Below are 13,966 nucleotides of genomic sequence, written 5' to 3' on the forward strand. Positions count from 1 at the left end.
ATGAAAATTAGTATAAGAATTCGGGGACTAAGAAAGGCAGCTATATTGATTGCTTTTGTTGCAGTATGTTCACTCAGCATTGCACAACAAAAAAGTGCAATCATTCTAAATAGTAAAAAGATCAGCACCGATTTATTCGGTTTGTTTTTTGAAGACATCAACTATGCGGCAGATGGAGGTTTGTATGCAGAGCAGGTGCAAAACAGATCCTTTGAATACAATCCAACTGAACGCAAAGAGTGGCATCCGCTTTCTTATTGGGAATACATCACTACTGGTTTTTCATACGGAAGAATAAGTATAGAAACAAACAATCCTGTGCATGCAAATAATCCACATTACATTGTTCTTGATGTGGAGCATATAGGCAAGGAAGAAAAATTTACAGGCGTATCAGGTGTAGGCATTAAGAATTTTGGCTTTGAAGGAATGATTGTAAAGGCAAATGACCGCTACAATTTTGCCATGCATACACGGCAACTCAGTAAAGAGCCGGTTTCATTTACAATTACATTGCAAACACCTCAAGGGAAAATAATTGCTGAAACAAAGCTGACAACATCTTCCGTTGCTTGGAAAAAGTATACGGCTGTGTTAACGGCGAATCAAAGTCATGATACGGCGCAATTGGTTATACTCGCAAATACAAAAGGAAAAACAGCTATTGATGTGGTGTCGCTGTTTCCTGAAAAAACATTTCGCAACAGGCCAAATGGATTACGTACTGATCTTGCACAATTACTGGCCAATATGAAACCATCGTTCATTCGTTTTCCCGGTGGATGTTTGGTACATGGTGATGGCTTGGGGAATATGTATCGTTGGAAAAATACAATTGGTCCTATTGAAGAACGAAAAGCACAACGCAATATTTGGGGTTATCATCAAACAACCGGCATCGGTTATTTCGAATACTTCCAGTTCTGTGAAGATATCGGCGCCAAGCCATTACCTGTTTTACCGGCTGCAGTCAGTTGCCAGAATTCAGGTGGCACATGGCGCATTGGTGGCACGGGTCAACGTGCATTGCCAATGGAAGAAATGCAGGAGTATATCCAGGAAGTACTCGATCTTATCGAATGGGCAAACGGACCTGTTACATCAACATGGGGAGCAAAACGTGCAGCAGCAGGTCATCCTGCTCCGTTCAATCTTGAATATGTTGGTATTGGAAATGAAGATAAGATCACTACTGAATTTGAACAGCGGTTTAAAATGATCCATGATGCGGTTGAAGCAAAATATCCAAACATTATTCTTGTTGGTACAAGCGGACCTTTTCATTCGGGTGAAGATTTCGACAAAGGATGGGCTGTTGCCAATCAACTGAAAGTAGATGTCATAGATGAACATTATTATGTGCAGCCTGAATGGCTTATCAGCAATCAATACCGTTATGATGCTTACAATCGCAAAGCCAGCAAAGTTTATCTCGGTGAATATGCATCATGGGGGAATAAATTATCGAATGCCATTGCCGAAGCGTTGTATATGACGGGGCTTGAACGTAATGGCGACATTGTAAGCATGGCATCGTATGCACCTCTGCTGGCAAAAGATAAGTTTACGCAGTGGAAAACAGATATGATCTTTTTTAACAACAACAGTTACTACCTCACACCCAATTATCATGTACAAAAAATGTTTTCTGCAAACGCCGGTGATTATTATGTTGACAAAGTGATCTCAAAAAACAATGCAGATTCATTGCTGGCCGCTTCTTGTGTGTACAATAGTAAAACAGGTGATATTATTCTCAAACTTGTGAATGGCGGAACAGCAGTACAGAAGTTTCAGATCAATCTTGCTTCTTTTCAGAAATTAATTCCTGCTGCAACCCTTACACAACTAGTCGGAATTGGAACGGCAGAAAATTCATTTATCAACAGCACCGCCATTGCACCTGTAACATCAACTTTCAACATCAGTAAAAAATTTAATTACGAAACACCGGCTATGTCGCTCACGGTGATTCGGATCAAAACAAAATAAAACCGAACATGAAAAAAATTATCTCTTCATCAATTCTATGTCTCGTAAGTTTTGTGTCGTTTGCACAAAACCCCATCATCAAACACGTTTTTACAGCAGACCCCTCACCCATCGTACACAAAGGCACTTTATACTTATACACAGGTCATGATACTGCATCAGTAACAGCTACCAATTATAAAATGCCTGACTGGCGTGTGTTCTCTACAACCGATATGAAGAACTGGAAAGATCATGGCACCTTGCTTTCGCCACATACATTTTCTTGGGCTACCGGCGATGCATATGCGGCACAGTGCATTGAACGAAATGGCAAATTCTATTGGTTTGTTTCAACGTTTCATAAAAAAGACAGTGTGAGTAATGGTGGCGCAGCCATTGGTGTAGCGGTGTCGGACAAACCAACAGGACCATTTAAAGATGCCATTGGCAAAGCACTTGTGATCAATGAAATGACAACAGATAAAAAACATGGCTGGGATGATATTGACCCCACTGTAATGATCGATGATGATGGACAAGCCTACATGTACTGGGGTAATGGAAGTTGCAAATGGGTAAAACTGAAAGAAAACATGATTGAGCTGGATGGCCCGATCAATGTAGTAGCAATCAAAAACTTTATTGAAGGCCCCTGGATTTACAAACGTAACGGATGGTATTACCTCGTGTATGCAAGTGCAGGTACGAAACCCGAAATGATCGAATACTGTATGGCCAAGAGTGCAACAGGTCCTTGGGAATACAAAGGCATTATACAGGAAAATGTACCGAACAGTTTTACTACACATCCGGGCATCATTGATTACAAGGGCAAGTCGTATTTCTTTTATCACAACGGTACGTTGCCCACCGGTGGCAGTTATCGACGCTCCATTTGTGTGGATTATATGTATTACAATGAAGACGGCACCATTCAAAAAATTATTCAAACAACAGAAGGTGTAAAACCAGTCAAGTAATTTAAGATTAACAGCATAATTTTTTAAAGCTACCAGTTGAAACGATGAAGAAGTATTTATTTATAACAGGATTATCGATTTGCATGAGTGTTCATGTAACTGCACAAACCAAACAGGCAATCAACCCCGTTATTCATGCAGATGTGCCGGATATGGCCATGATAAGAGTGGGCAAGAATTACTATATGAGCAGCACTACCATGCACATGAGTCCGGGTGTGCCGATTATGAAATCAACTGATCTTATAAACTGGAAACTGATCGGCTATACGTATGATACATTGGTGAGCAATGATGATATGAATCTGGAGAATGGAAAATCTACTTATGGCCGGGGTTCATGGGCCAGCAGTATCCGTTACCACAAAGGCACATACTATGTTTCAACCTTTGCAGCTACAAGTGGTAAAACACATGTCTACTCAACAAAAAATATTGAGAAGGGTCCATGGAAGCATGTTTCATTTCAACCAAGCCTTCATGATCATTCGTTGTTTTTTGATGATGATGGCAAAGTATATATGCTGTATGGCAACCACAAACTCACGTTGGTTGAATTGAATGAAGATGTATCCGGTATTAAACCAGGTGGCTTTAATCAAGTGGTGGTAGAAAATGCAAGTGCGCCCAGCGAAAAAGTTGCAAAAAGTAATTTAGGAGAAGGCTCACAATTGTTTAAAGTAAACGGTAAGTATTATCTCTTCAACATCACCTGGCCAAGAGGCGGCATGCGTACAGTAGTGATTCATCGTGCAGATAAATTAACCGGTCCATGGGAAGGAAGAGTTGCGTTACAGGATCTCGGCGTTGCACAAGGTGGATTGATCGATATGCCTGATGGCAGATGGTTTGCTTATCTGTTTCGTGATTATGGTGCAGTAGGTCGCATTCCATATCTGGTTCCTGTTACATGGCAAGATGGCTGGCCGGTATTAGGTGAAAATGGAAAAGTACCAGCAACACTCAACTTGCCTGCTAGCAAAGGATTGATTCCGGGTATTGCTGCTTCCGATGAATTTAAACGAAAAAGAAAAGATGCTGCGTTGCCATTGGTTTGGCAATGGAATCATAATCCGGATAAAAGTTTATGGTCGCTCAAAGCACGGAAAGGTTTTTTACGGTTAACAACCGGCAGAGTTGACACAAGTTTTCTATCAGCAAAAAATTCGTTAACACAACGCACAATTGGTCCGGTTTGTACAGGTACAACTTCACTGGATGTTTCAAACATGAAAGAGGGTGATTTTGCAGGGCTTGGTCTTTTACAAAAGAACTATGGCCTGGTGGGTGTGAGAGTTAATGGCGGAAGTAAAATGATCGTGATGATCAATGCAAGTAACGGAAAGCCGATTGAAGTTGAAAACATTCCAATCAATCAATCAACAGTTTACTTTAAAGCCGAATGCAATTTTACTGACAGAAAAGATGTAGCCAATTTCTTTTACAGCCTTGATGGAAAAAGCTGGAAGTCTATTGGAACACAATTAAAGATGACGTACACACTTCCGCATTTTATGGGTTATCGTTTTACGTTGTTCAATTATGCAACAAAAGAAACAGGAGGGTTTGCTGACTTTGATTATTTCAGGATCAGTGATTCAATTACCGGGAATTAAATAAGTACAAAATACATCAACGATTGCAAACACAAACAACATGAACCGGAAACAAATTTTCATTGGCCTCTTATCGTTTCTTTTATGCGTGCATGGTACTGCCCAAAATTCCGGTAGTTGGAATGGGAAACAAGCCGCCGTTGTAATTACCTATGATGATGCGATTGATGAACATTTAGATAATGCCATTCCTGTACTGGACTCATTACAATTAAAAGCATCGTTTTATGTCACTGCTTTTGCTGAGTCAACAAAACGACGATTGGCAGAATGGAAAGCCCTTGCAGTAAAAGGACATGAATTAGGTAATCATACACTTTATCATCCATGCATCGGCGGTGTTGGTCGTGAATGGGTGAAGCCCGATTATGATCTGGCAAATTACACCGTACAACGATTGGTAGATGAAGTACGCATGACGAATACATTTCTTCAATCACTCGACGGAAAAACCAAACGAACTTTTGCGTTTACCTGTGGCGATACAAAAGCAGGTGGCATTGATTTCAGCAAAGACATTCAAAAGGATTTTGTTGCCATGCGTAGTGTGCGGAACGAAATGCACAAGCTGAACGAGGTAAACCTGGCTGATGTTGATTGTTACATGGTGAATAATCATACTGCTGAACAAATGATTCAATGGGTAAAGAAAGCAAAGGAAACCAATTCACTGCTGGTGATTCTTTTTCATGGTGTAGGTGGCGGTAACGGTTTGAATGTATCGATTGAAGAGCACCGGAAATTTTTACGCTATCTCAAACAACAGGAAAAAGAACTCTGGATCGCTACCATGATCGATGTAGCAGAATATGTAAAACAAAAACAGCAATCGAAATAAAGAATAAAAAATAATTATGCGCATACTTTCAATTGCCCTGATGCTGGTAACAATGTTGATCAGCATTGCAGAGGTACAAGCACAAAATCCTTTTATTACCAACCAGTTTACTGCCGATCCTTCTGCACGGGTATTTGGCGACAGGGTATTTGTTTTTCCTTCGCATGATATTCTTGCACAGGAAGGCAAAGGCCGTGTCGGTTGGTTTTGCATGGAAGATTATCATACATTCTCTTCAACCAATCTCACCGACTGGACCGATCATGGCGTGATTGTTACACAAAATAAAGTGCCATGGGTTCGTCCTGATAGTTACAGCATGTGGGCACCCGATTGTATTGAACGCAATGGTAAATATTATTTCTATTTCCCCACAGCGGCCAAAGATACGGTTGCCTATGGAAGAGGCTTTACGATTGGTGTCGCTGTAGCCGACAAACCCGAAGGTCCGTATATTCCTGAAGCAACACCTATAAAAGGAGTGCGTGGTATTGATCCCAATGTATTTATTGATAAAGATGGGCAAGCATATCTCTACTGGTCGGCAGGAAATATTTATGGCGCCAAGTTAAAAGCAAATATGCTGGAGCTGGATTCGGAAGTATTCACACTCGGCGAGTTGCCAACAAAAGGATTAAAAGAAGGTCCGTTTGTATTTGAACGGAATGGCATTTACTACATGACCTATCCGCATGTTGAAAATAAAATTGAACGACTGGAATATGCCATCGGTACAAATCCGCTTGGGCCATTTAAGATTGTTGGTGCCATTATGGATGAATCACCAAGCGGTTGCTGGACAAATCATCACTCCATTGTTCAGTTTAAAAATCAATGGTACCTTTTTTATCATGATAAAGATTATTCACCAAAGTTTGATAAAGCCCGTTCTATCCGTATCGACAGTCTATCGTTCAACGCCGATGGAACAATCAAAAAAGTAATTCCTACCTTACGTGGTGTTGGTGTAACTGCAGCTAACAAACAAATTCAAATCGATCGCTATACCCAACTGAGTGAACAGGGAATATCGATTGCTTTTCTTGATACGTTGAATACATTTAAAGGATGGAAAACCATCTTCAACGGTGCAGGTGCATGGCTGCAATACAACAGTGTAGATTTTGGCAACAAGCCATTGAAAAACGTAACAATAAATGCAATGTCAACTGATGGAGCAGTGTTGCAACTTCGTGCCAATAGTATCACCGGACCCATAATTGCTGAACTTCGTATTGCAAAAAGCAATGAATGGAAGTTGACAAAATCAACCGTGCAGAAAACACAAACCGGTGTTCAAAACTTGTTTGTCGTTTCAAAAGATGGAAAGCAGGTGGAAGTTGATTGGATCAGTTTTGAATAATCCGTTCTCAGAACAAGTTAAATGCAATCATTCTATAACGATTTAAAACGTTTCAGATGGAACACAATACAACTAAATCCAGAAGAGCATTTCTTTATCAGTTAAGCCTGGCAGGATTGAGTATCCCCCTGGCTTCTTCCACATTTGCTGATGAACAAAAACAAACAACCATGCAACAAAAGAAAGAAGGTAAGCTCGGTATTGCGTTAGTGGGTCTTGGCGGTTATGCAGGCGGGCAATTAGCTCCTGCATTGCAGCAAACTGAACATTGTTATCTCGCCGGTATTGTAACGGGTACTCCTTCTAAAATTCCTGTATGGAAAGAGAAGTATAATATTCCCGACAAGAATATTTACAACTACGATAATTATGATTCAATCAAAGACAATCCTGATATTGATATAATTTATGTTGTATTGCCCAACAGTATGCATGCAGAATATGTCATCCGTGGTTTTGCAGCGGGTAAACATGTGATCTGTGAAAAACCAATGGCACTTACTGTAGCTGATTGTGATAAAATGATTGCAGCAGCAAAGAAAGCCGGTAAGCAATTATCCGTTGGTTATCGTTTACAATTTGAGCCACACAATTTGGAAATGATGCGATTGGGTACAACAAAAGTGTATGGCGATATCAAAAAAATGACAGCGGGTTTTGGTTTTATGATTGGCGATCCAACACAATGGCGGTTAAAAAAAGATCTGGCCGGTGGTGGTCCTATGCAGGATCTGGGTATTTATTGTGTGCAGGGAATTTGTTACACAACCGGAATGGTTCCCGTTGCTGTTACAGCACAGGAGGGCCCCAAAACAATCGCAGATAAATTCAAAGAAGTAGAGCAATCGTTGAAATGGCAATTTGAAATGCCCAATGGTTTAGTGGCTGAAGGTGAAGCAAGCTATGGAAGCAACATGAATTTTTTGAGAGCAGAAGCAGAGAAAGGAATGTTTGAATTATCGCCTGCTTATAACTATGGCGGATTAAGAGGCAAAACACCTGAAGGCCCCATGAATTTTACAAATATCAATCAGCAGGCAAAACAAATGGATGCTATGGCTTTATCAATGATAAAAAATCAACCATCGATTGCTTCCGGTGAAATGGGAAGAAGAGATGTGAAATTAATTACAGCAGTGTATGAGGCAATGGCAACCGGTAAAAAAATAAAAATTCAGTAACTGTATATTTTCGTTTAAAAAAATCCTGTAGCAATCGAACTTGCTACAGGATTTTTTAATGGTTTAATATCTCTTTTCAACTGGTTATTCAAAAAACGGAACACCCGGCACTGCATATTTTTTCATGGCCGTTTCATTGATATCTACTCCTATACCCGGCTTCTCAGACAAGGTGATAAAACTATCTTTCACCCACTCTCCCTCATATGTAACAATTTCTTTGAACATAGGATTTGTATGGAAATACGATTGCCATTCAAGAATTAAAAAGTTAGGAACGGAAGCGCATACATGTGCTGCAGCCATTGCACCAAGAAACGATGCCACCATGTGTGGAGCAAACGGGGTATAATACAAATTGGCAAGGTTGGCAATACGCTGGCCTTCACCGAGGCCACCTGCTTTTTGCAGATCAGGCATCACAATATCAACAGCCCCTATTTCAAGCATGCGTCTGAAACCATAAGCCAGATAATGATTTTCTCCTGCACAAATCGGTGTACTCGTACTTTCTGTTATTAATTTATATGCCTCCACATTTTCAGCAGGGATCGGTTCTTCCAACCACATTAAATTCAGTGGTTCCAATCGTTTTGCTATTGCCTGTGCTGTAACGGCATCATAACGGCCATGCATATCCACGCAAATGTCAATGTTTGGTCCAACTGCTTCTCTTGCTGCGGCTATCTGATCGTACATACGCTGCAGTTCCATAGGACTTGCCGTCCAGTTATACGCATCATATTTATTGGGATCATTTGCCTGGTCGAGATCAAACTTAATGGCATTGAAGCCCATCTTCTTTGAATTCAATGCTGCTTCTGCAAAATCTTTTGGCGTTGGTAAATTGCGTTGATACAAAGCCGTATCGCAATACACTCTTATTTTATCACGAAATTTTCCGCCGAGTAATTGATACACCGGAATGTTCAATGCTTTACCTGCAAGATCCCATAAGGCGGTTTCAATAGCAGACAATACAGCAATATACATACCCGCCTGTGCGCCCTGAAAAAAACCACCTTTGCGGATATCTTCAAACAAACGGTGCACATTCAACGGACTTTTTCCCCGTAACCTCATTCCAAAATTTTTCACTAAGTGATACGTACCGGGCACAGCATCTACTCCTTCACCCACACCATAAATATCCTGGTTGGTATAAATTTTTACAAACAGGCTTCCACGTATGTAACCACATTTGATGTCTGTAATTTTAAGATCAGCTGGAGCTGATGGTTTGGGTGTACGATCAACTGCATCTTTGTATCCTTCGCCAAAAGCCTGTATAGAAGCAAGTGGCATCAATGCCGATGCAAGTGCGGCTTTTGATAAAAATGATCTGCGTGAATTATTATTCTTCATGTACTTTATTTTTAGGTAGTGAGTGAATCGATTGTTGAATAGATGTTACCAGGTTCTGTCTTTTAAGTATTGCTGTATAAACTCTTTCGGAACAGGCAGCTCACTGATATGATCGTTGAGCCACTTTGAAAAATCACGTTCAATTTCATCACTCCATCTTGCATCAATTTGTCCGGCAGTATATTTTCCTTCACGCAAACGTTGATGACCAAACAGATCTCGTAATCGTACGATCTCCGACGTTGTAACCACACGTTCTGCAAGGTGTGGAGGAATAAATACCACTACTCCGAGTTTACCAAGTACAACATCACCCGGCATTACAGTCACTCTTCGAATACGTGTAGGATGATTAATACCCACGATCATGGTAGTTAAATCACCGGGCGGATTATGAAAAGAAGGATCGTAGCTGGTGTAATAAGAAGTGAAGCCCGGAATTTCTTTCAACCCTTCCACATCACGCAAGGCACCATCGTACACAATTCCGTTTCCTGTTTTTGCATAAATGGCATTGCCCACATTGTCACCAATGGTAGGCCCGTTTTTTTGTGCACCAAATTGATCAGCCACATATACATCACCTTTTACAAGTATGTCAACAGCCCATGTATTTTGCCCACGCTTGCCTGCTTTTTTTCCAACCGAATCAATCGCTTTCCAAACATCAGGTCGCCCGGGCATAAAGGTTGCTGTTACAGCACGGCCAACTAATACACTGTCGGGATGAATCATCTGCCAGCCTTCTGCAATCTGATATGCATAGCCTGCGTTTTTCATTACGGCCCACGCTTCTTCAACACTTACATTTTTCATGCGTTGTAAAAGTTGATCAGGGACCTTTGGTCGCCCGTCGGGGAAACGTTCACCTGTCCAAAGTGGTGTTAATGAAATCAAATGTTCTTTGCTGATCTGTACTTGCTGTGACTGCAATGGTTGAAGAAATACAAGTAGCAACAACACAAGCAATCCGTTTTTAATTTTGATCATGGCGATTGTTTTTATTGAGTAATGTGGTTCATTTCTTTTTCATTTGTATTATTAACAGGCGGACGGTTATGCCACCAGCTTGCCAATGCCGAACCTGTGATATTCATGAGTGGTCCAAATACAGCAGCTGCTAAACCAATGGTGGCAATTTTTCCAAGCTCCTTTGCAATGCCCGATGCAAGCCCTGCATTTTGCATCCCCACTTCAATGGCAATGGTTCTGCAATCCCGTTCATTCATTTTAAATAAGCGACCACTCCAATAACCCAACAGATATCCAAAAATGTTATGCACCAATGCAATTCCAATTAACAGTAATCCGATTTTAAGCAGGTTGTCTCTTCCCGAGGCTACAATAATTGTAACAATGCAGGTAATAGCAAACATGGAAATGAAAGGCATTGCACTATCAAGCCATTTCATTTTTCCCTTTAATAGTTTATTGAATAAAAGTCCTGCTCCAATGGGAATGATGATCATTTTAAAAATATCCCACATCATCTTCAATAGATCGATTTCAATTAAAGCACCGGCAAATAATTTCATCAATAATGGTGTAACAAACGGTGCAATCAATGTAGTGATGGATGTGATAGTAATCGATAATGCAAGGTTCGCCTTTGACAAGTAGGCCATCACGTTTGATGCCAGTCCGCTTGGTGAACAACCGATCAGAATAATGCCTGCTGCTATTTCAGGAGGAAAGTTGGTTGCACTTGCCAGCGTAAAGCCAAGCAATGGCATAATTACAAACTGACTCGCCACACCAATCACAACTCCTTTTGGTGATTTAACTACAGCAGCAAAATCGTTTACACTCATGGAAGAGCCCATGCCAAACATGAGCAGCTGAATGAACGGAATAATGGTGCTGCTTAACTGAAAACTGCCCCATGTGGTAAAATATTCCGGATGCCACATCGCCAATGTAACAGAAGCAAAAATGATGGCAGTGAACGAAAGGCCTTTTAATAATGCCATACCTCTGAACGCAAATGCAAGACTTAAAAAAAACAGAACCAAAGACCAACCGGATAAGTTGATATACCCTGTAAACCAAAGTATAGTTGATACGATTGCAAACAATACAGCAAGTACAGAAAAAACAATTGGTTTTGGTTTACGCTCCATGATTCATGTGTTCTTTTAATAGTTGATACGAACTTTTTAACTGACTTGCATCTCTTGCCTTCAAGCAGATATTTACTTGTGTTGATCAATAATTATTGATGCTGTAACGCAGCAATATCAGCAAACTCACTTGCGAGCTTGGTACTTAACCGCTCGAATATTTTAAAATATTTCAGATACATTTTATTGTTCTGCTTGTCTGGCGTAGCAAGGTCGGGCAGCACAACAGTTTTTGCTGCTTCATCAAGCGATTTGTAAATACCCATTTCGGTTGCGCTTAATAAGTACGATCCATAACTTACGCTTTGATAGTTCTGTCGTAAGCGAACAGGTTTGTTATAAATGTCGGCCACCATTTGTGTAAAGAAGGGCAACGTGCCAAAACTTCCATTGATCGAAAGACTGTTGATTGTTCTGTGTTCTTCCAGCGTTTTTCCAATACTGTAAATTTCATAGAGAATGCCTTCAATAGCAGATCTTACAAAGTGTGATTTTTCGTGTTTAATATTTATTCCAAAGAAAACACCTCTTGCGTTAGGGTTCCATATGGGTGCACGCTCCCCGAGTAAATAAGGAAGGAAAATTAATCCATCAGAACCTGCAGGTACTTTTGATGCATCGTTGATCAACTCAAGCATTGTATGCTCTAAGTCAAATGGATTTTTAAAATCACCAAACTGACGGGTGAACCATTCGAAGATGACACCGCCGTTATTTGTAGGACCACCTGAAATATATTTATTTTCTGTAAGCAGGTAATTGAAGAAGCGCTGTTTGTCATCCTGCATTACTTTATCGCTCACTACTCTTACAGCACCACTATCTTCAACGGTAATCGTGGCTACACCTTCGCCATTTACACCGTCACCAAGAACAGCCATGCAACCATCACTTGAGCCAACCAGAATTTTTGTATCGGCTGATAAACCTAATGATGCCTGGTATGCTTTATTTAATTTTCCAACTTTTGTATCTACCGGTACTAAGTCGGGTAACATCGCAGCGGTAATACCTGCAAACTTGAGTGATTCCGGCTCCCATTTTATTTTATGAATGTTCAGCAATCCTGTTGCAGACGCAATACTGTAATCAATTACATACTCTCCCGTAAGTTGTTGCAGAATGTATGCTTTCAACGATAAGAATTTACTGACCTGTTTGAATTTTTCTTTCTCATTGTTTTTGATCCAGGCAATTTTTGTTAGAGGCGACATGGGATGAAGCGGCGTGCCGGTAGCACTGTAAATCTTTTTCCCAAGAGGTGAATTGTTAAGTTCGGCAGCTTCTTTGTTGGCTCTGTTATCGGCCCATGTAATAGCGTGGCCCATTGGATTGCCTCGTTTATCTACTGCAAGTACGCTATGCATCGATGAGCTGAAACAAATGCATCGTACTTTATATTTTTTTGGATGCAGTACTTCATTCAACAGATTTTTCAATACATACAGCATGGTGATAAATATCTGGTCGGGATCTTGCTCACTGTAATCGGGTTCACTGTGAAAAGTGGGACAGTATCCTTTCAACGAGCCGATGATATTTCCATTAAGATCAAATGCATAAACTCTTACTGCATTGGTGCCGAGTTCTATAGTGATGATACATTCCATTTGATTATAAATTAGTTTGTTCCAATATGGTTTTTTCTGAATTCACTGGGTGTATAGCCGGTTAACTTTTTAAACGTGGTCGAAAAATGTTGTGATGAATAAAAGCCTGTATCCAGTGCAATATCTGTGAGGCTGATGTTCGGTATCTTCAATAATTTGATCGCTTCTGAAATACGGATATTGATCAAATAGTTAAGCGGAGAAAATCCGGAATAACTTTTTACTTTCTCATTGAACAGTGTTGTACCCAATCCCACTAATGCTGCCATTTCTTCTACCGTCCATTGGTGCGAAAGATTTTGACGAAGTTCCTGTTCCAGCTTCATGAACGTTTTTGGAAAGTCACGTCCGGGGTTCGACATTCTTGTAAACTGCCTGCTGACCTGTATAAATATTTCATCGATCAAATGATTAACTCTCGCCTGAAAACCGATTTCCTGTTTAAATAACTCAGTTTGTATTCCTTTCAGAATAACACCGGCATCCGTAAATTTTTGAAGTATGGGTGTGTGGTCCGATTGTAATATTTTATTGATGGCATAGCTCTCTGCTTCAGACAAACTGCTCCACGCAGGATTTTCAAGTTCACCTTTTTCATTTTTGCCAATCTGCAAATGGATCCATGAAAAGCAACCGATCTCCAGTACATTACTTTCATTGCCAAATGCAGTGCCGGGTAATATCAATGCAACATCACCGGGGAAGAGTGTATATAGCCGATCATTGATACTCCATTCAAATTTCCCTTCCTGTATATAATACAACTTAAAACAACGATCAATTTCACAAGGGAAACCATTTAGACGTATTGCAGGATTTTTGATTACGCCTATTTCAAGAATATGCGGAAACAATCGCAACTCCGAGGCAGCATTATGGCAAAGCACAAATTGATTCATATATAAACCAGAGCAAGCTT

11 protein-coding genes are annotated in these 13,966 nt (G+C 40.4%); 6 read left to right on the forward strand and 5 right to left on the reverse strand.

What is annotated here, in order from left to right:
- The 6 genes from VK159_RS11990 to VK159_RS12015 are packed head-to-tail and all read left to right on the forward strand — an operon-like array spanning position 1 to position 7,952.
- Positions 1-1,992 carry an alpha-L-arabinofuranosidase C-terminal domain-containing protein gene (locus VK159_RS11990; RefSeq protein ID WP_324230376.1) on the forward strand — a complete coding sequence of 664 codons (1,992 nt, stop codon included), beginning with the start codon at positions 1-3 and terminating at the stop codon, positions 1,990-1,992.
- An 8-nt stretch (positions 1,993-2,000) separates the two neighbouring features.
- Entirely contained in the window at positions 2,001-2,954 is a 954-nt protein-coding gene (locus VK159_RS11995; RefSeq protein WP_324230377.1) for a glycoside hydrolase family 43 protein, read from the forward strand.
- A gap of 44 nt (positions 2,955-2,998) precedes the next feature.
- Entirely contained in the window at positions 2,999-4,570 is a 1,572-nt protein-coding gene (locus VK159_RS12000; protein ID WP_324230378.1) for a glycoside hydrolase 43 family protein, read from the forward strand.
- A 40-nt stretch (positions 4,571-4,610) separates the two neighbouring features.
- Complete coding sequence (locus VK159_RS12005; RefSeq protein WP_324230379.1) at positions 4,611-5,408, forward strand: polysaccharide deacetylase family protein; 798 nt, start codon at positions 4,611-4,613, stop codon at positions 5,406-5,408.
- Positions 5,409-5,424: 16 nt separating this feature from the next.
- Complete coding sequence (locus VK159_RS12010; protein WP_324230380.1) at positions 5,425-6,771, forward strand: family 43 glycosylhydrolase; 1,347 nt, start codon at positions 5,425-5,427, stop codon at positions 6,769-6,771.
- Between the two features lie 56 nt (positions 6,772-6,827).
- Entirely contained in the window at positions 6,828-7,952 is a 1,125-nt protein-coding gene (locus tag VK159_RS12015; protein WP_324230381.1) for a Gfo/Idh/MocA family oxidoreductase, read from the forward strand.
- A gap of 84 nt (positions 7,953-8,036) precedes the next feature.
- Here the strand turns inward: VK159_RS12015 and VK159_RS12020 are convergent, their stop codons facing one another.
- From VK159_RS12020 to VK159_RS12040, 5 genes are all read right to left on the reverse strand, one after another.
- Positions 8,037-9,317 (reverse strand): mandelate racemase/muconate lactonizing enzyme family protein, encoded by a 1,281-nt coding sequence (locus VK159_RS12020; RefSeq protein WP_324230382.1) that lies wholly within the window; start codon positions 9,315-9,317, stop codon positions 8,037-8,039.
- Positions 9,318-9,362: 45 nt separating this feature from the next.
- Positions 9,363-10,307: an RraA family protein gene (locus tag VK159_RS12025; RefSeq protein WP_324230383.1), complete on the reverse strand. Its 945-nt coding sequence runs from the start codon at positions 10,305-10,307 to the stop codon at positions 9,363-9,365.
- 11 nt (positions 10,308-10,318) lie between these two features.
- Positions 10,319-11,437 (reverse strand): bile acid:sodium symporter family protein, encoded by a 1,119-nt coding sequence (locus tag VK159_RS12030; RefSeq protein ID WP_324230384.1) that lies wholly within the window; start codon positions 11,435-11,437, stop codon positions 10,319-10,321.
- A 92-nt stretch (positions 11,438-11,529) separates the two neighbouring features.
- Entirely contained in the window at positions 11,530-13,047 is a 1,518-nt protein-coding gene (locus VK159_RS12035; protein ID WP_324230385.1) for a gluconokinase, read from the reverse strand.
- A gap of 11 nt (positions 13,048-13,058) precedes the next feature.
- Complete coding sequence (locus VK159_RS12040) at positions 13,059-13,946, reverse strand: AraC family transcriptional regulator (protein WP_324230386.1); 888 nt, start codon at positions 13,944-13,946, stop codon at positions 13,059-13,061.
- Positions 13,947-13,966: the final 20 nt, after the last annotated feature.

The sequence above is a fragment of the Lacibacter sp. genome (assembly GCF_035299325.1).
GTDB lineage: Bacteria > Bacteroidota > Bacteroidia > Chitinophagales > Chitinophagaceae > Lacibacter.